The organism is Xanthocytophaga flava, assembly GCF_030068545.1.
Classification (GTDB): Bacteria; Bacteroidota; Bacteroidia; order Cytophagales; family 172606-1; genus Xanthocytophaga; species Xanthocytophaga flava.
Map to the genome: position 1 here is coordinate 1 of NZ_JASJOR010000036.1, position 19,006 is coordinate 19,006.

Here is a 19,006-nt window from a genome sequence, read left to right on the forward strand (position 1 = left end):
GATCAGGACCACCCCCACCGACCTGAGCCCAGGATGCACGCAATTTCAACAGATCAACAACAGACGGCATTTTAACTACATCTGACAATACAAAGCTAGTTCCTATACTAGGATAAAAGACACTGTTGTTTGCAGGACTAAGTGTAGAAAACCAATCCTGACGGCCAGTTGCTGTCAAGAACAGGATGCTCTTATAATCCAGATCTAAAGATCCAAATACAGAATTGGTTCTCATATTTCCAGCATAAGGAACTGCAGAAGAAGTTCCCAAGTTGGCATAGCTATAGAAATAAGGTATGATAAACCGTTCCCCTGTGTAGTTATAATCATCCGATTTTCTCACCAGAATATTACCACCTACCAAAGCAGAAATGCCGAACTTCTCCTTAACTGTCGTATGATAATTTGCCGTTACCATGCTATTGGTTTCAGACACGGTAGATTTAATTCCATCATACTGGCCATTGGGCACATACTGTGTTCCAGTAGGAATGATGCTGGTAAAACTATAGTTATAAAAATCCCGTGTAATGTTTCCTTTTACAGTCAGATTCTTGAGAAGGTCATAGGAAATTGAAGCCTGACCAATAAATCTGTTTTTCGTATCCGTCTCTTTGAATTTATTGATAAAGAAATATCCATTGGTTACAATACCAGCATCATTCCATAAAATTTCATTTCCATTTTCATCATGGCCAGGTTTTAACCAACGAACATCCACTGTATTCGCCACCTCATAAGGCATCCAGTTTGGATTCCCTAAAGCATCACCTGCAATAGGCCGATTAGTACCTTTTTCCAGATTATATTGTGCCACTGCTTCAAATCGCAATTTGCTGCTAAGCTTTCCAGATAAACTTGCGTTAGCCGTTTTGCGGTTATACGTATTGGTTGGCAATACGCTTTTTGAATCCAGATCAGCTAACGAAAGTCTATAAACAACAGACTCATTACCACCAGCTAAAGCAATTGTATTGGTAAAAGTAGTACCTGTCTGATAAAAATTCTTCAGATTATCTTTTTGTGCTACATAGGGATGCGTTTTTCCATCAGCGGCTACATAGCTGGTAGAACCATCTATTTTGGCTCCAAATGATCGACGACCAGTTGCCTGCGCTTGTGCCAGTGTAGTAGGCATCACCCCTCCATCTCCCTGACCATACTCATACTGAAAATCAGGAAATACCGATACATTTTCCATCGTATAAGTACCATTGTATTCAACTCCGATACCTTTCTGAGCTCGACCTTTTTTAGTAGTGATCAGAATTACCCCATTGGCACCCCGTGAGCCGTACAATGCTGCTGCTGCCCCACCTTTTAATACAGAAATTGACTCTATATCATCTGGGTTAATAGCTGCAATACCATCTCCACGATCAACCCCATTTCGTGTACCTAATCCGTTAGGTGTAGAACTTCCACCCGGAACACTGTTGTCCATTGGCATGCCATTAATAACATACAGGGGCTGGCTGTTTCCAGTCAGCGATCCGTTTCCTCTAATCACCACACGGCTAGAACCACCGGGTCCTGTTGACAAGCCTGTTGCGTTCACCCCTGCAATTTTACCAGTCAGGGCATTGGCAACGTTATTTTCTCTGGCTTGAGTAAACTCACTTCCTTTAGCTTCTGATACAGAATAAACCAGTGCTTTTTTGTCTTTTTCAATACCCAATGCTGTCACTACTACTTCACCCAAAGACTGAATATCTGGAGCAAGGGCCATATTAATAATAGTTCTATTATTGATAGGTGTTTCTTCACTTGTAAAACCAACGAAAGAGAAAACCAGTGTTGCATTTGGATCATTTACTTTAATACTATAATGTCCATTGGCATCTGTAGTAGTACCATTGGTAGTGCCTTTTACAGCAACCGTTACACCCGGTAAAGCGGTATCATCAGTTAGGTTCGTAACTTTACCTGTAATTGTTTGTTGCGCAAATACAGATAAGGTTACAAGCATAGGGCAAAATAGCATCCCCATCCAACGAATTAGATTTTTGGGTAAACATTTGTTCATAAACTTGCAGAGGGTGTTTAATAAAACGACTAGTAATAGTTTAATAAGTTAGTTTTAGAAGGTATTTACCTTCCTATGGAATGTTTAAACAAAATGTCAGTAAACATTCTCATTATTCAGAAGTAGGTTGTGCGTATAAAAAAGGCAGAATGATGCTTGGATACAAAGCTGATAAAATATCTACGAATCGATATTTTAAATCAGCTTACTTCATTACTTTGTAGGAAAAAAGTATTTTAATGACTAAGTTAAGTACTTACTTACCAAGTAAATATAACACCCTTTGATACTAAGGACGTTAGAGGAGTTTTCAAAGGTAGTAGGTGTAGTGGGTTAGAATAGGTGCATATATCCAATCTATCCATAGTATTCAGAATGACAGGCTACTATGTGCAAGACTAAACGGTTAAATGTCTTCGCTTCTTAAAAAGGCTAGATAAAAAATATACTAATAAATCTACAGAGCGAAAGTGTATGTACTTTTTTGGATTTATTTACTATTTTATGGTAATATTAACTTTGCAGCAGCATTGTCAAAAGTATATCGTTGTAAAAAAGTAGTAAAGTATAGATGTAGATCTTATGTGTGAAATAAAACTACCTATTCAAATACAAAGTATTGGCTGACTCTGATTTTGATATAGTAAAGCGGTTTTCTATTACTTCATTGTCTCAGCAGCTTTTTTGGGGTTTATGATCTGGATGCATATTTCTTTCCTACCGGTTTTTTATTCTAAATAGGCATGGTATACTCTTCCATACGAATGGAAAAGAAGAATTAGCAATTGCTTGTTTTTACACCTTTACTCCAGACAAAAGAACAGCATCTATATTCTTTTCAAAAGTGTAGATGCTGGGTATAAGATTTACTTTCAATTTTCAGAATCACTCATAGAGAAAGAAGGGTAATTGGTTTTTAGTCCCAGGCAGAAATATGTTTTCTTCTAAATGACAAACGTTGTATCAAGAAAGAGATAACAGAAACGAATGCCAATCCAGGGATGATGGGTAGTGCAACGTCAGGGAGGTGATCTACTACAGAGGTAATCGAGTTTCCCTGTCCAGACACTCGTTCCACAATCCAGCCTATTGCTGCTATCGAAGCCAATATTGCCCCTGTTAATCGAACCCAGATATAGATTCGGGTTTGGCTCAATAGTAATAACCAGGGAATGATTCCGGCAATCAATAAAAATTGCATGAGCTCAATCCCCAGATTAAAGCCCAGAATGCTCACCAGAAGGATAGGAGCCGATACTGCTAGATCTGCTAGCACAGATGAGAATGCCAATCCATGAATCAACCCAAAGCCTATAGCAATGTATTTTTCTTTCCCTGAAAATACAGGGAAGATAGCATGTACAGCAGATACCAGAATGGATACTGCAATCAATACTTCAACAGGTTGAGACGGCAACCGAACCCATTCCAGAGCACCAAGCAGTAGAGTGAGTGAATGCCCAACAGTAAATGCTGTTACAAGGCTTAAAATTTCTAACAAACTTGATTTCAGCCCACGGTAGCTGCTCCAGCGTTTGCCGATAGGAATCAACATACAGGGCAATAGTAGTACTACAACAAATAGAATATGGTCTGTGCCTTCCTGAATATGGGTCATACCCAGTTTCAACATAGATATAAATCCTTTTATCCAGCTTCCTTGTTCCAGTTGTATTTGAAGAGGTAGTATCTTGCCAGAAGGAATATCCCAGGCTATCATGCCGAGTTGCTGCCCGCTGTTTTCAATAATACCGTTAGCCCAGTCCTGCTCAACAGAAACCAGAATGGACTGAGTAGGAATCTGATGAATTACCCAGTCGCTATGCAGCACAAAACTATGTAGGCTATTGCTATTATCAGGTTTGAGATACAACTCCGCTATGATTTCCGGATAGGTGCCAATATTGGGATCTGTCGTTTGTCCGGTCGTGATAGTACTTGCTGTAATAGTCCATTGGCTGTGAAGTGAGTCACTGATGTGGGTATGTTGTACTAAGTACCGTTTCAGTGCTTCTAGCGATTCCTGTGAGCTGAGGTCTATTTTGGCTTTAGAGGCTAGTTCCAGTATTTCATAAGGTGACCGGAATTTGATCACTACCTGTTCGGACTGCACAAGCAGTTGTGCTTTGCAATCCGGTAGAGAATGGGCTTCTGCCCATCCATATCCGAGGATACCAAGTAGCAGAAGCAACCATTGCATGTTTTTGATTTTCATAACAAGTCTATCGTTGAATTAATTTTTCGTTCCCGCATAATCTGTAGACCGGTCCCGCCAGATGGAGTGAATATGTGTCTGGTTCTGGAAGATAACACCACCAGCTACTACAAACTCAATCCATACATGAGGCCCATCAATACGAAAGTAGTCAAACTTGGTGGTCATGGCAGTGGTGCCACTATACAGGACATACGTATCATCCAGTTCATTGGTGTACAAGTTTAGGAAGGCTGCTGCATCTGTTTCATCAATGTCATTGGTGTAGGTTTTGATAACTTCCAGCAAGGCACTTTTCTGACTGGAACTTAAACCACTGCACTGCATACCAGAGCGGGTTGATGGGAACTGCCATTCTTTACCTGGAACAAGCACCAGATCGCTGAAGGTTGAGCTGGACTTGGCAGAACTGAGTTGTGTACTGCTTAGACTGTTCAGGAAGCTGACAAAGGTATCCCGTTCCTGACTAATAGGAGCATACGTGGTGCCACTGGAAGTCCAGGAGATCGGTTCAACGGCCTCAAAGTGGGGCGTAGCACCTACCAGAACTCCATTTACATAGGTATTAGCTACAGTTTTGTGGTGACCTGTTTCCAGAATTTCGAATGTACCTGTCATGGATGGAGTTCCCAGGAATGCAATGTAATAGTTACCTGAACCATAGTCACTACCTCCTCCATTGGCATACAGGTAATCATCTGCCAGCCATACCTGTTGCACTTCATCATATCCTTCATTCGACACAGTTCCTGTCATCGCTTTGATGAGTGCTTTAGCTGCGGTCAGTTGAGTAGAGTTCAGACTTCCCAGTTTGATACCATTTCTGGCAGACATCCCGGCAGGCAAGTTAGACCACTTCTTGGCATTGGTGAAGGTATAGGCTAACTGAAGAGTTGAGATTTGTGAAGAACTGAGTGTTGCTTTAAATGCCTCTGCCAGACATACAATTTTCGCAACTCCTGATTCAGAATCACAACTGCTGGTAGTACCTTCACCTACCGACAGCGATAGTGAACAGGACTGTCCACCAAAGGTAATTGCAAAGGAAGCCGTGCCAGATGAAGCGGGAGTACCTGTGATGGTATATACAAGAGTACCAGAACTGCTTAATGTTCCTGCTTGTAATGTGGCAGTCAAACCCGTTACACCTGTAGAGGTAATAGCATCTCCAGCTGCATAGGCTACACTATTTCCACCTGTATAGGGAACTGTTGCTGTACCGGTATAGGAACTTCCACTGATAGCTGTAGTTGTCGAGAAAATAGCGGAGCTACAGGTTAAGGCAGAAACAGACGCGGCTGCAGAGGCTACTGGTAAGTTTAGGGTACAGGATTGCTCTCCAAATGAGATTTCAAATGAGGCTGTACCAGAAGATGTTGGGGTGCCTGTAATGGTATAGGTAAAACTTCCTGAACCTTCACTCAATGTTCCTGCCTGTAAGGTGGCTGTTAAACCAGTGACACCTGTGGAAGCAATGGCTTCTCCGGCAGTATAATTCAGGCTATTACCACCACTATAGGGAACCGTTGCTGTACCTGAAAAAGTTGTACTGAGTACAGGTGTCCCTGAGAAAGTAGCTGAACTACAGGTTATTCCACTTATACTTGCCGTAGTGGATGTTTCGGTATCTGTCTTACAGGAGACAATAAAAAGAACGCATAAACCAAACAAAAAAGACAAAACATTTTTCTTTCCAATCATAGGAATAACGATTAGCGTAAAACAATAAAAATTATGTAAGCGTAAAGGGTAGTGGTTAGATCACTGAGTAAGGCTTTTCGAATAAGCCAATATGCAATGCGTAGTTTTGTATCAATCAAATACTATGGTTTACAAGGAGAATACTAGTAGCTATTTTGCAGGTAGGACAGGTTATAGAGGGGTATATACTATGTCAAAGTCCGATGTCTCGGTGAATCCTGTACATGTCTCGGTGAATGACCAGAAAAGGATAAGATCCCAATAATTTTTTACGTTTACTTGATTTTGATACAACTAACCGCGTACTTTAGAAAAGTTGCCATCCTGATTTAATACAATCAGACATTATTAATCTTCTGAGCTAGAAAGCCTTCCCTCTCAACTGCTTTATGAACAAGCAGATTGAATAGTATGAATCCTGTTTCATTCCTCATCTTTTATCAAATACAATAATGACTTATTTTCAGTGTCTTCTGTCGGCTATTATTTGTGTCTTGTTGTTTGGTTGTTCGTCTACCTCTGCTAATGATGCAACTGTAGAATTATCAGAAGAGCAGGTTCCGCCCAATATGTTCATTGTAAGTCCTATAGAGGCGAGCGGTAATGCAGAAGATGAGCCTATTGAGGCGCATAAGGCCAGTGAACTGAGTATAGGCCAGGGACGGTTCTTTTCCTATGCTTTACCAGAGGGCTGGCAACTGGGAGAGGATGGACAGTTTGCGCTTACTCTTATGGCACCTGATAAAAAAGCGCTTACACTGATGGTTGGCAATACCGGATTGCCAAATAATTACCCGCCTGCTCAGTTTATTTATGAAAAGCTGATGGCTATCAATCCTGAAAATCTTCAGATCAGCGAACCACAACAGGCTACTCCTGTAAAAGGATTCCAATCTGCTTATCAGTATGATGTATCGTATTCAATACAAGGTGCTCCCTGCAAGGGCATTGTCAAATGCCATATTGCACCTTCGTATGATCTGTGTGTAATGGCTATGACTGCCGCATTAGCTGATGCGAGTTAGTGGGATGGATATTCTTCCTGGTTACCTTTGGTTGCAGAACAGATTTCTGCTACGGATGGAGCTGCGTTTGGGATGAGAGGTATTATGCAGCAGAATTTACAAAACTCTACTGCCTATGCAGAAGCTGCCCGTCAGTATCGTGAGTGGTCGCAAAAGAACTGGCAACAGGTGACAGATGAACGCCATGCCTCTATTGATAAGCAGAACATTGAATTTCGTGAAAACATAGGTGGAGTACAATCCTATACCAATCCGTACAACAACAATACTCCTGTTGAGTTGCCTACTACCTATAAATATTACTGGATAGACAAACAGGGTGTAATACTGGGTACAGACGATCCTTCTGTTGATCCTAATGCAGGTTCTACAGGCGAATGGAGCCAGATGAAACAATACAAGCGCCAATAAGTGTAAACTACTTTTAACTAATACCGCTCAACAATGTATAGTCAGTCTTCCTATTTTGAAGTGTACAATCGCTCATGGCTTGCCTGAACAATAAATAATCTTCCTCAGAATGAATAGCTGATGTATACGATTGAAAACGTGAATGGAAATATGCAGTGTTATTCGTCCTGGTATTTTGAAATGCTATAACAAGTCGCGGTAATGGCTGACTGGAAGATTTGATAACCGCAGAAGCCTGTAACTGTTCAGCTACAACCGTTTTCTTGTGTTGGTATTGTATAGCAAAAGCCTCGAAATCTGTATTTTCCTGTTGCTGAATCTGTTCAAATTTTTGCCATGACTCATAAGCAGCCTGAATACGAACTGTCACATCATCCCGTTTGGCTTCTTTGAGGATATACTTAGCGGCATTGTCCTTGTCTTTCTTTCTGTCAAGGACTGCCAGGTGAAGATCACTACGTTTGTATTTGACACGAACATCCTTCAACTCTTTTTCCGCTTTTTTGAGTTGTTTATCTCTTTGTTTAGAGGCAGGTTGGGCTTCTAGCTCTGCTATTTGTTGTTCAGTTCGAGCAAGTAAATCTGTAAGAAGTGCATGGTTGGCAATAGATTGTTTCTCATCTTCAGCTAGTTGCTTGATGCGGTTTTTCATCCGGAACAGCTCATGATTCAAACGGGCTTCCTGCTTTCTCAGACGATAATATTCAGCTCTGTATTTGCGGATTGCATCTTGTGTTGTAATGTGGCGTTTCATAGTTAAATTACTTTTGATGTAACATTTAAGTGTTTAAATATACAAATTTTTGCCTTCGGTTTTTTGGCTATTTTAAGGTGATTATTGTGTTTTTTAATGAATATTTGTGTGCCTATAAGACCGTTTTGAGAATGGATGCTGTTGAAGTCTAAGTTTTAAAAATAAGTTATACCTCTTTGGCTTTTTATTAAGGAGAGTGCTCCAAAATCAAATTTTATGTTGTTCCTTATACTGTACAGGAGTACAGCCGACTACTTTTTTAAATAATCTTGTAAAATAGGAAGGACTTTCAAATCCAAGATCATAAGCTATACCTGCAACATGGTTATTGGTACCCAGTAACTGGTTTTTGGCTTCTTTAATAAGATAAAGATGAATATGGTCTAACGCTGTCTTACCTGTTTCCTGTTTAAGAACATCACTCAGATAACGGGTGGAAAGGTACAACTCTCCTGCCAGATAATTCACAGTAGGTAATCCTTGTTGTTCGTGAAGGCCATTCTCAAAGTAATGAGCCAGTACTTCATTAAATTTTCTTACAGTAGTACCTGAAATGTTGTTGCTTCGGTTAATGAACTGCCGTTTATAGAACCGCTCTGAGTATTTTAATATAGAATTGATGTGGGAAAGGATAATTTCGCGGGTTAATTCGTCCTGTTCGCTTTCATATTCTGCACGTATTTTATAATACAGCTCCCATATAGTACTTTCCTCACTGGGTGACAAGTGCAAAGCCTCATTAATCTCATACTCAAAATACCCATACTTTTTTATCTGTTCGTACAATAGGTGGCCATTCAGATAGTCTTCATGAAAGAATATAAGAAACCCTTTTTCGGCAAACTGCACATTGCTCGCTTCAATGATTTGTCTGGGTTTTACAAATACCATTGAGCCGTTGGCATGATCATATTTTGTTTTTCCATAAAGAAGATATCCCTCTTTGATCTTCTTGAGTGCTATCATAAAAAAATCACCTGTAAACCGACCATCCCCAACAGAGTAACTCATGAGTTCCTTGCAGGTCATTAAACTTATGAGTGGATGTTTAGGAGGTGGAAACCCACTTTTATGATGTAGCTCTGATATAGATTTGTAGTGGCTTATTTTTTCCATTGTTTTATTCCATTCTGTTTGGGAGCAATATAAGGTATATCTCACTATTTACTGCTTTCTGAAACAAGAATGTACCTCTGAGACTAACTCCCTGAGTGGACAGGCTTCTCGTATTTCTGTGCTATTCTTCCGCTCAAATGAGCAATTCCAGCCAGGTTTTCTGCTCTACTTTTGTATTGTCAAACCAATCAACTATTACACATACTAAAGACAGATTAACATGGCGAATACAAACGAATTGCTTACCAAAGTACTGAAACTACATGGTGGCACTGACAAATGGAATACATACCAAACTCTGAAAGCGCATGTTCAGATAGGGGGTATTACATGGAGTATAAAAGGACAGGAAGGGGTATTGAGGGATGTACACTTTACCGGACAGCTGCATGAACAGCAGGCAAGTTGGCAACCTATATTCGAAGAAGGATTCAAATCTGAATTTACACCTCAGCGTGTGGCATTGATTGATACAGACGGAAATGTGGCAGATGAATTGATCAATCCTCTGGATTCTTTTAAAGGACATCAGATTGAAACTCCATGGAACCGATTGCAACTGGTATATTTCAGTAGCTACGCAACCTGGAATTACCTTACCGCTCCACTTAATTTTTTACAGCCTGGCATTCAACTCAACGAGATTGAGCCCTGGCAGGCAGATGATGAAACCTGGAGAAGACTTGAAGTGATCTATCCGGATAGCATTGCCACACATAGTAGAAGGCAGGTTTATTATTTCTCTGAAGAAGGATATTTGAAACGTCATGACTACTGGCCAAGAGTGCTGGGAGGTTCATCGGCTACACAGATCATTGAAGGTTATAAAGAATTTTCAGGTATCAAAACTGGTACAAAAAGAAGGATATACATCCTGAATGATGCAGATAATAGCTACCAAACCGAACCTGTTTTGGTTTCTATTGATGTGCTCGATGTTCAATTCCAATAACCTTTTATCTAAAACTTTTCTCTCTATTTAAAATTAAAAACTATGTCAGCCCCAATTGATTTTTTCTCAAAAGCTCTTACTCAATACCTTGAAGTGAATGGCATACAGTATGCGTATCGTCGTTTTGGTAATGCTTCGGGTGTTCCGATTATTGGATTTCAGCACTTTACCGGTACGCTGGACAACTGGGATCCAATTAGTATGAATGGACTGGCTCAGGAACGCGAAGTAATCATTTTTGATAATACAGGTGTAGGTAATACAGGAGGCGTAACACCCGACAATGTGGCAGCGATGACTCAGGATGCCATTGCCTTTATTGAGAAACTGAACATTCAGCACTTTGACATACTCGGATTTTCCCTGGGTGGATTCATTGCTCAGCAACTGGCTTTTGTGCGTCCTGATCTGGTGCGAAAAATTATCATAGTAGGCTCTGCACCACAAGGAGTGAAAGTACTGCATTCCTTTCCTCAGCTCATCCAAAGAGCCATGCAGTTGCAACCAGCAGAAAGATTTCTGTTTATATTTTTCACTCCAACAGAACTGAGTAGGGAAAAGGGAATGGCCACCTTACAACGCTTATTTGCCCGTACCGAAGATCGGGATCGTGAAGCTAGTCAACAAGCTGTGTTGGCGCAACTTAAAGCAATTACAGCCTGGGGAACAGATCCAGTCACAATCAATCTTTCACAAATTACCCAACCTGTTCTTATCATACAGGGGAGTAACGATGAAATGATGGATAGTGACAACTCCTATACATTGTTTAAGCAATTGCCAGACGCAATACTTACTTACTATCCGGATTCTGCACATGGTTCTTTTTATCAGTATCCTGACCAGTTTGTTAACAGTGCTAATTTCTTCCTGAATAATTAATCTGAGTAAACAAATACTTAGCCTGCTTATGAGTATAGTATGTGGGCGAAAACCAGTGCAGATAGTACCAGTTAAAATAGAAAACAATGAAAAAAACAGCGTTAACAGCCGAAACACAATTTACCGGAATCAATGGAATTAAAATTGCCTATCGAACCTTTGGCAAGGGCACTCCTTTACTTCTTTATAACAGATTCAGAGGTGTGCTGGATACCTGGGACCCTTTGTTTCTTGATTCGTTGGCTGAACACAATACGATTGTTATTTTTGATTATCCAGGAATAGGAGAGTCCAGTGGCGAGTTGCCTACTGATATCAACCTTGTCGCAGAGATAGGAGTACAGTTGATGGATACATTAGGTATCGCTAGGTTTCATGTTGTTGGTTGGTCCTATGGTGGGCTTGTAGCGCAGACGGCTCTGTTTCTCCATAAAGAAAGTGTTCAGAAAGTAGTGTTAATCGGGACTAATCCGGTAGGTAGCAATGAGGTTCCTTTTGACAAACTATTTTTTGAACATGCGTTGAAACCTGTGAATGATCTGGAGGATGAATATGTATTATTTTTTGAACCCTTATCTGAAAAAAGCCGTGCAGCAGCAAAAGCTTCACATGAGAGAATTGCTCAACGCCTTGACCGTAGCAAAATACCTGCTACATCTGAAAAATTTCAGCGTTATTTTGGTGGTTCTGCCATGAGCAAAGAAGATAAACTAAATCTGAGAGAGCAATATAAAACGTTGGAAATACCTGTACTGGTTATTTCTGGCGACCATGATATAAGCTTCTCTGTGGAGAACTGGTTTCCATTGCTACGTAATGCGCCATCAATGCAGCACATCATTCTGAATGATTCCGGTCATGGCCCACAGCATCAATGGCCTCAACTGGTAGCTGGATATATGAATCTCTTCCTTAACAACCTATGAGTTTTGAGTATGTTTCGTGCAAAGAATGGTCGCTGCTGAAACTTTAGACATTGGATGATTTTCAATAACGTATTGCTTCTATCCTCTTAATCCAAAGTCAAACCTTTTGTCAATAACCCGTCTTATAATACCTATCTGTCCGCAGTGATACATAGTGTGATGGATATTCCATTCAATAGCTTCTAATTTATTTTTGGCAATAGGATGAGGGTAGGGGGTAGGTTCAAGATTTTTTTGCAGATCCATATCTGACAGGGATTCAAGAATCTGTAAAGATTTCTGCTGTATGAACAATACATGTTTATGCAAAACCTCTGGATTTACTTTTGCCAATGAGCTGGCAGGTGAAGCATCTGTGTAAAGACTACTATATTCTTTTAAGGGTATGGATGGTTGGACATCTTTCTGATTTCCTACGATAACCATAATGGAATGGTAGTAGAAGCTAATCAGTAAATGGCCCACTTGCCAGCTAATATTGGATTCGATGATAGCAGGAGTGTTCTCCCACTGTTTATAGGGAATAGAATGAATAAGTTTATTTACCCATTCATAGGTATTGGCAGTTTGCTTTGTTAGTATCTCAATTTGACGCATACAGGATTGTTATTTTAAATTCACCATTGATTTCTGACAAAGGAAGTGTCCTGTATGAAAAGATTAATTGATCCAAGTCAATTAATCTTTTTAGCTAACTTTTTTCTGATCCGACTTAGTGTTTCAGGTTTTACATGCAGATAGGAAGCAAGCATGTACTGAGGAATGCGTTGTACCATATCTTTTCTGTGCGCTACCAGTTTCTGATAACGTTCTGTGGCGGTATCCAGCAACATGGATTTGACCCTGTCGTGTGTTCTGAGAAACAATCTTTCATTCATCATTCCTGCCATTCGTTCAATGAATGCATAGTGTCTGCTTACCTTCTCCAGACTTTGCCGGCTAATCACATAAACTGTAGTATCCTCAATGCATCGGATGGTTTTCTCAGAGGGAGTACCTGTCAGAAAGCTATAATAATTGGTGACAAAACCATTTTCAAATGCAAACTCGTCTATAATCTCATTTCCGTTTTTGTGATAAGTGCATACCATCAAGCCTTTCTCTATCAAACCTATCTTGTGACAAATTTCCCCTTCAGCAATAAATACCTCTTCTTTCTGCAGATCCTTTCTGATAAACTCAGCAAGAAAGACAGAAACCTCTTCCTCATTTAGTTTAAATAATGAACGTATATGTTCTCTTAGGATATTCACTTGTTTATATATTGGTTTCGTTGACCTGCTCTCATGTGTAAAGTATAAAAAGATATGGAAACAAAGTCAGATTTCCATAAATTTTGGAAAACATGATGACTGGTTGAAAAGAGTTGGGAAAGCCACTTTTACTATAACAATCCACAAAAAGAAAAACCAGAGCTTACAAACGTAAACTCTGGTTATAAAACTCTCATCCAATATCTACAATTACTCCTGTTATATTTCAGCTAACAGAGTAACTATAGCTGATTATTATTTACCTGGCCGGAAACCAATCACCGATTTGGTAGTTGTTTCCTGGCTTTGGGTAATATGGGCCAGATCTTCAATTGTTAACGTTTTAGATACTTCTTCTGTACGAATATTCTTTTCCAGAGAAGCCATACGCAGGTGCTGCTTCTTTACAGCTGTCTGAATAATCTTGCGAACGGCACGGGCATTGCCAAAGTACTTATCCCGTTGTTCGTGAAGCTCAATCAGATACTTGCGTAAGTAAGCTGCTGCCGTTGCATCAGGTATCAGTCCTTCGTGGTGCAACATATACGTTGCTACCCAGTAGAGTTCTTCCCCAGACAAATCATTGAACTGAAGCGACTTGTCAAAGCGTGATTTCAGACCAGGGTTCGCTTCCAGGAAGTGTTCCATCTGCTGAGGATAGCCTGCTACGATCACTGCAAACTCTCCACGACGATCTTCCATTTGTTTCAGTAGCGTTTCAATTACCTCTTTTCCAAAATCGTTTTCTCCTCCTGTAGTCAGTGTATAGGCTTCGTCAATAAACAAGACGCCACCGATTGCCTTTTCAATCAACTGATTGGTCTTAATAGCTGTTTGTCCAATATAACCTGCTACCAATGACTGGCGGTCGCATTCTACCAAGTGTCCGCGTTCCAGTAAGCCCAACGCCTTCCAGATTTTAGCTATCAGTCGGGCTACAGTCGTTTTTCCTGTACCTGGGTTACCTGTAAATACGGTATGCAGGGAGAATTTATTCAATACTTCTTTGCCAGATTCACGGTAGAATTTTACTAGTTGTACCAGTTCCTGAAGTTCTGTTTTCACAGAGTCCAGTCCGATCAGTGAATCCAGTTCCATCATTGCCTGTTCCAGCAATTCTTCGTCAACCTGAATATCTGGTAGTTCACCTTTTTTATTTTTGAACATTACCTTTACATCGTCTACCATAATTGTTTGCCATTGTTCAGGCGTCAGTGTGGAGAAGTCTCCAGAGCGAACAATACGTAGACCCATGTTCATTTTCATCTCTTCCACCCATGAACTAATCAGACGGGCATTGCCGAACGATTTGTCACGTCCACGGTAAGCCTCTGTAACTTTCTCATACAAAAACTCACGCGCCTTCTCATCAAATCCAATATTTTTCTGTGCTGCTTTCTGATCTGCGATCTGTAACAATTCCTGAGGCAAATAGTCAGGGAAGTGATAGTACAGATTAAAGCGGGAACGTAATCCAGGGTTAGAATCCAGGAATATCTGCATTTGCTGCGGATAACCTGCCACTACAATTGCCAGATCACCAGGGCCGTCAGACATTTCCTTAATCAGAATCTCTACTACTTCACGTCCAAAGTCCTGTTCATCGTTTTCACTACGTACCAGTGAATAGGCTTCATCAATGAAGAGAATACCTCCTCTGGCTTTCTCAATTACTTCTTTTACCTTAGGAGCAGTTTGTCCAATGTATTTACCTACCAGTTCAGCACGTCCCACTTCCAGTACCGTTCCTTTAGACAGCAATCCCATAGAATGATAGATACGGCCCATCATTTGCGCTACAGTCGTTTTACCTGTACCTGGATTACCTGTAAATACGGTATGCAAACTCAGATTATAGTTTTCCTGGTATCCTTGTTCCTGACGAAGTTTCAGGAATTTCAGATAGGCTGTGTAGTCGTTGATTTTGGTTTTGATATCATCCAGACCTACCAGTCCATAAAGTGACTTCATGATGTCAGCCAGTTCTTCTTCGGATTTGGATTCCTGTAAGAGAGGCTGTTGTTTCATGGTCAATACGTGTCCGCTTCCCTGATATACCTGTGGTATTCCCTTCACCCACTCATCACCTACTTCAAACGGAAGTAACGCAATAGGAGTATCCATGAACACGATTTCCAATGAATATTTATCGTTGTACCAAGTGCGTTTTTCGGAAGAGCCCCACCCTGTAGTAATTGTAACCAGACAGTCTTCGTTTTGCGAACTGCTTTCGATTTTCTTCAGATACGGGACACTGCCTTTTAACTGACCTGTATTGTTGTAGAAATTGAAGAAAATTTCACACTGCCATGGATCTAGCTGAAGGTTAATGAAGCTAAACTCTACAAAAATATAGCGTGTCTCAGCACTTTGAAATTGAGTAACATACACCCGGTCATCCTTGGCTACACCTTCATAATTGCCTTCATACAGACGAATGGAATCAACCATAAAGTAAGGATTTAGTTCCTCACATACCTGCCCTGCTTCTTCTATATGAAATCTTTTGGTAGCTACCTGAACACCATCAATATAGGCTTCCCATTCATATGTTCCTTTTTTCCAGAATGCTCCCGGTTCAGCCAGTCCCCAGCTATGTCGTGCTACAACAATATTTTCTTCTTTGCTGACACTTCTTTCTACTGTCAAATTGCATAAAGGAGTGCGGTGATCTGTTTCACTTATAGAGAAACATTGAAAAGTGAGTGTTGCTTTCCAGTCAGCTTCATCAAATAATTTGTTGTAAACTGATAATTCCACATACAGATAGGTAGTCTCCTGATTTTCGAATACCGTACGGTACTTCTTTGTGTCACCCTCAAAACTTTCTGTCGAAGCGTATGTTTTGAGATCCTTAAGTTTGTATCTGTTTTCCAAGCAACAATAACATTAAATGTATAACCTTAATTCTGCGTTCTAAGTCCTGCTATTATCATAAGAATGATAAAAGTGGTTGGCGGCTCTGCATAAATTCACTCGTTTCACTCTGAGACCGAAGTTTTAATTTGGGTGTTGGTTGATGAAGTATTGCTGTTGTTTTCGGGTAAAGAATCTGTTTTCGGTCTTCAGTTCTGTACTATGAATTTATTTACAGTGCTAAGTTAAGCAGATGTTAACTATAGATTCTTTTCAATTCGGGGCATTTATATACATGGCTGTGGGTTATCCCGATTTTGCCGATTAGTAGAACGACTTGTAAGTAAGATTACTTACTATATGAGCATGGTCTATGCCTTAATTCTTTCAAATTGTGCAGGTTAGATATGAAAATAAAGCAGAATGTAAGGCAGAAAATAGCATTGTGCACTACTGTTTTGTTCGCAAGAGTGGTTGCGTATTAAGAGAAAGTAACAGAATGGAATACGGATTTTAGTGGAATCTTACAAATTGTACCCCACTTTAGACAGGGTAGTAGCGGAGTCAAAGTGCTGAAAAAAGGTATTAAGGTCCGGAAAAGTTTTGGAAAGATAATTTTTGTTACTTTGAAAACGAAAAAAAGAATTATGTCTGGAGAAAGTATACTGAAGGTGAATAGCTTATCTAGTGTTATATAGTGTTGAGAATCTGATAGACTGAGTATATTTTCTATTGGAATACAACAGTTTTATATGATAAATCGTACTGAGAGCCTGTTATCAAACAGGATTGGAAATCAGGTAAGACTAATCGCGGGCATTTCCATCCAGATCCTTTTGATAATTGTCCAGAGAGGTATGTATGGAAGTTTCTTTGATGGTAATCTCTCGTTGAGGGAAGGGCATGCTGATTCCATTTTCTTTGAATAACCGATAAATGGTAAACCGTATCATGCTTTTGTTGTTTTCAATACGCCATACATTGTAGGTCCAGAACATCAGATGATACTCTATGGCATATTCCCCAAACTGTTGCAAACGTACAAAAGGAGCAGGCTTCTCTGCAATAAATTCATTGTGAACTCTGACTGCCTCCAATAATACTTTCTTTACAGTTTCCGGGTCAGTTTCATAAGAGGCTCTGACATTTACGGAGAACCGCACTAATGTACGGTTGTTGCTCCAGTTGATGACATTGTCTACAATAAACTTTGAATTGGGTACAATGATGGTAATCGCATCCCGGGTTTCTACTTTTGAGGTACGGATGCCTATAGATACAACTCTGCCAATCAGATTGTTGATTTCGATAACATCACCCACATGAACATTGCCTTCAAACAACAGAATTAACCCGGAAATCAGATCATTGAAGGTTTGTTGCAAACCAAGTCCCACACCTACCAGCAAGGCTGCTGAACCTGCCAGGATAAGAGACAAGTCTATACCCAAAAACTGAAAAGCAACCAGAATCGAAATCAGATAGATAAAATACTTTACCAGTAACTTAAAGGTGAACTGGCGCCCTTCATCAATACCCAATCGGTTGAAGAATCGCCGTTTGAGTATTTTATTTAAGATCCAAACCAGCCAGCGACTGACAAAAATGATGGATATAACAGCCAGCAGGTCGAATACAGTGAGATTGAACCCTTTGACTTTCAGAATACTAAACTCCAGCAGCTTAATGATTTCATCTTTCATATATATTTTTATACCAATGGGTTGTTTTGCGCGATGCTATTTTGGGCTATACGAGTATACGAAAAAATCAATTGGGTGATTCGCTCCTAATTATTTTTTTGCATCAGAGGAAAGACAACTTCTCAAATATGAAATTAATTCGACATACAGGAACTTGTTTTATTTGCAATGATGTTGCATTTATCTCTTGTTGACTTTAACCACAGATACAATGACAACACACAACAACCCTTTTGATGTACTGATTGTAGGAGGAAGTTATGCTGGATTAGCTGCTGCTATGGCATTAGGACGCTCATTACGGAATGTTCTTATTCTGGATAGCGGAAAGCCTTGTAACCAACAAACACCACATTCCCATAATTTTCTGACTCAGGATGGACAAACACCTGCTTCCATTGCTCAAAAGGCCAGAGAACAGGTATTAGCCTATGATACTGTACAACTACTAAGGGCTAATGCTATTGCAGCAGAGAAAACAGAAAATGGCTTTCGGATACAGACAGAAAGCGGAGAGACATACACCTCCCGAAAACTGATCTTTGCTACAGGTCTACGTGATAATATGTTGCCTATCGATGGCTTTGCTGAATGTTGGGGAATTTCTGTATTGCATTGTCCTTATTGTCATGGATATGAAGTGGCTAATCAGCCACTAGGGATTTTAAGTAATGGAAACGATGGGTATGAATTTGTGAAGCTAATTTTAAACTGGACTAAAACTCTTACACTTTTTACCAATGGTCCATCGAAATTAACCACAGAGCAACATAGTAAGTTAACCGCACATGGCATTTCCATTATAGAAAAAGAAATACAAAAGCTGGAGCACCAACAGGGAAGATTACAAAACTTATTATTTAAAGATGGCAGTAGCCATGCACTAACAGCTTTGTTTGCCCGTGCTCCATTTGAACAGCATTGTTCTTTGCCTCAGACATTAGGGTGTGAGTTATCAGATATGGGATTTATTCAGGTAAATGATTTTCAACAAACGTCAGTCGCAGGTGTGTATGCAGCAGGTGATGCAACCACAGGTTTTCGTTCAGTCGCCAATGCTGTAGGGGCTGGTACGAAGGCTGGGGCAATTGTCAATAAAGAACTGATTGAAGAAGATTTTTAAGGATTCAGGTTTTTCTATAAAAACAGCAGAGCCAGATATTTGTCTGGCTCTGCTGTTTGAAAA

15 protein-coding genes are annotated in these 19,006 nt (G+C 40.1%); 6 read left to right on the top strand and 9 right to left on the bottom strand.

Features of this window, described 5'->3' with window-relative positions:
• From QNI15_RS33075 to QNI15_RS33085, 3 genes are all read right to left on the bottom strand, one after another.
• Nucleotides 1-2,026, bottom strand: a 2,026-nt coding sequence (locus QNI15_RS33075) for a SusC/RagA family TonB-linked outer membrane protein (protein WP_314036054.1), incomplete at its 3' end; no start/stop codon positions are given.
• A gap of 916 nt (nt 2,027-2,942) precedes the next feature.
• Nucleotides 2,943-4,241, bottom strand: a complete 1,299-nt coding sequence (locus QNI15_RS33080) for a HupE/UreJ family protein (RefSeq protein ID WP_314036056.1) — start codon at nt 4,239-4,241, stop codon at nt 2,943-2,945.
• A gap of 18 nt (nt 4,242-4,259) precedes the next feature.
• Nucleotides 4,260-5,942 carry a DUF3500 domain-containing protein gene (locus QNI15_RS33085; RefSeq protein ID WP_314036058.1) on the bottom strand — a complete coding sequence of 561 codons (1,683 nt, stop codon included), beginning with the start codon at nt 5,940-5,942 and terminating at the stop codon, nt 4,260-4,262.
• A 452-nt stretch (nt 5,943-6,394) separates the two neighbouring features.
• On the opposite strand from QNI15_RS33085, the gene QNI15_RS33090 reads away from it, so the two are divergent.
• Nucleotides 6,395-6,967, top strand: a complete 573-nt coding sequence (locus tag QNI15_RS33090; protein ID WP_314036060.1) for a hypothetical protein — start codon at nt 6,395-6,397, stop codon at nt 6,965-6,967.
• A 27-nt stretch (nt 6,968-6,994) separates the two neighbouring features.
• Entirely contained in the window at nt 6,995-7,378 is a 384-nt protein-coding gene (locus QNI15_RS33095; RefSeq protein WP_314036062.1) for a hypothetical protein, read from the top strand.
• A 13-nt stretch (nt 7,379-7,391) separates the two neighbouring features.
• On the opposite strand, the gene QNI15_RS33100 is transcribed toward QNI15_RS33095, so the two are convergent.
• Both QNI15_RS33100 and QNI15_RS33105 read right to left on the bottom strand, forming a co-directional pair.
• Nucleotides 7,392-8,132 carry a hypothetical protein gene (locus QNI15_RS33100; RefSeq protein ID WP_314036064.1) on the bottom strand — a complete coding sequence of 247 codons (741 nt, stop codon included), beginning with the start codon at nt 8,130-8,132 and terminating at the stop codon, nt 7,392-7,394.
• Between the two features lie 207 nt (nt 8,133-8,339).
• Entirely contained in the window at nt 8,340-9,248 is a 909-nt protein-coding gene (locus QNI15_RS33105; RefSeq protein ID WP_314036066.1) for a helix-turn-helix domain-containing protein, read from the bottom strand.
• Between the two features lie 220 nt (nt 9,249-9,468).
• Between QNI15_RS33105 and QNI15_RS33110 the strand changes: the two genes are divergently transcribed.
• The 3 genes from QNI15_RS33110 to QNI15_RS33120 all read left to right on the top strand — a co-directional run bounded on the left by QNI15_RS33110 (nt 9,469) and on the right by QNI15_RS33120 (nt 12,008).
• Nucleotides 9,469-10,200 carry a hypothetical protein gene (locus QNI15_RS33110; protein WP_314036068.1) on the top strand — a complete coding sequence of 244 codons (732 nt, stop codon included), beginning with the start codon at nt 9,469-9,471 and terminating at the stop codon, nt 10,198-10,200.
• A 42-nt stretch (nt 10,201-10,242) separates the two neighbouring features.
• Nucleotides 10,243-11,082, top strand: a complete 840-nt coding sequence (locus QNI15_RS33115) for an alpha/beta fold hydrolase (RefSeq protein ID WP_314000699.1) — start codon at nt 10,243-10,245, stop codon at nt 11,080-11,082.
• Between the two features lie 86 nt (nt 11,083-11,168).
• Nucleotides 11,169-12,008, top strand: coding sequence for an alpha/beta fold hydrolase (locus QNI15_RS33120; RefSeq protein WP_314036071.1), 840 nt, complete (start codon nt 11,169-11,171; stop codon nt 12,006-12,008).
• Between the two features lie 78 nt (nt 12,009-12,086).
• Here the strand turns inward: QNI15_RS33120 and QNI15_RS33125 are convergent, their stop codons facing one another.
• The 4 genes from QNI15_RS33125 to QNI15_RS33140 all read right to left on the bottom strand — a co-directional run bounded on the left by QNI15_RS33125 (nt 12,087) and on the right by QNI15_RS33140 (nt 17,820).
• Complete coding sequence (locus tag QNI15_RS33125) at nt 12,087-12,605, bottom strand: DinB family protein (protein ID WP_314000695.1); 519 nt, start codon at nt 12,603-12,605, stop codon at nt 12,087-12,089.
• Nucleotides 12,606-12,682: 77 nt separating this feature from the next.
• Nucleotides 12,683-13,261, bottom strand: coding sequence for a Crp/Fnr family transcriptional regulator (locus tag QNI15_RS33130; RefSeq protein ID WP_314000693.1), 579 nt, complete (start codon nt 13,259-13,261; stop codon nt 12,683-12,685).
• Nucleotides 13,262-13,516: 255 nt separating this feature from the next.
• Nucleotides 13,517-16,138, bottom strand: coding sequence for an AAA family ATPase (locus QNI15_RS33135; RefSeq protein WP_314036073.1), 2,622 nt, complete (start codon nt 16,136-16,138; stop codon nt 13,517-13,519).
• Between the two features lie 785 nt (nt 16,139-16,923).
• The gene (locus tag QNI15_RS33140; protein ID WP_313985128.1) at nt 16,924-17,820 is read right to left on the bottom strand and encodes a mechanosensitive ion channel family protein; all 897 of its coding nucleotides are present in this window, start codon (nt 17,818-17,820) and stop codon (nt 16,924-16,926) included.
• Nucleotides 17,821-18,031: 211 nt separating this feature from the next.
• On the opposite strand from QNI15_RS33140, the gene QNI15_RS33145 reads away from it, so the two are divergent.
• Entirely contained in the window at nt 18,032-18,943 is a 912-nt protein-coding gene (locus QNI15_RS33145) for an NAD(P)/FAD-dependent oxidoreductase (protein WP_314000691.1), read from the top strand.
• Nucleotides 18,944-19,006: the final 63 nt, after the last annotated feature.

Bases quoted from the DNA above. Each gene is read 5' to 3' on its own strand.
- QNI15_RS33080 (WP_314036056.1), bottom strand. From the start codon at position 4,241: ATGAAAATCAAAAACATGCAATGGTTGCTTCTGCTACTTGGTATCCTC.
- QNI15_RS33085 (WP_314036058.1), bottom strand. From the start codon at position 5,942: ATGATTGGAAAGAAAAATGTTTTGTCTTTTTTGTTTGGTTTATGCGTT.
- QNI15_RS33090 (WP_314036060.1), top strand. From the start codon at position 6,395: ATGACTTATTTTCAGTGTCTTCTGTCGGCTATTATTTGTGTCTTGTTG.
- QNI15_RS33100 (WP_314036064.1), bottom strand. From the start codon at position 8,132: ATGAAACGCCACATTACAACACAAGATGCAATCCGCAAATACAGAGCT.
- QNI15_RS33105 (WP_314036066.1), bottom strand. From the start codon at position 9,248: ATGGAAAAAATAAGCCACTACAAATCTATATCAGAGCTACATCATAAA.
- QNI15_RS33110 (WP_314036068.1), top strand. From the start codon at position 9,469: ATGGCGAATACAAACGAATTGCTTACCAAAGTACTGAAACTACATGGT.
- QNI15_RS33115 (WP_314000699.1), top strand. From the start codon at position 10,243: ATGTCAGCCCCAATTGATTTTTTCTCAAAAGCTCTTACTCAATACCTT.
- QNI15_RS33120 (WP_314036071.1), top strand. From the start codon at position 11,169: ATGAAAAAAACAGCGTTAACAGCCGAAACACAATTTACCGGAATCAAT.
- QNI15_RS33125 (WP_314000695.1), bottom strand. From the start codon at position 12,605: ATGCGTCAAATTGAGATACTAACAAAGCAAACTGCCAATACCTATGAA.
- QNI15_RS33140 (WP_313985128.1), bottom strand. From the start codon at position 17,820: ATGAAAGATGAAATCATTAAGCTGCTGGAGTTTAGTATTCTGAAAGTC.
- QNI15_RS33145 (WP_314000691.1), top strand. From the start codon at position 18,032: ATGACAACACACAACAACCCTTTTGATGTACTGATTGTAGGAGGAAGT.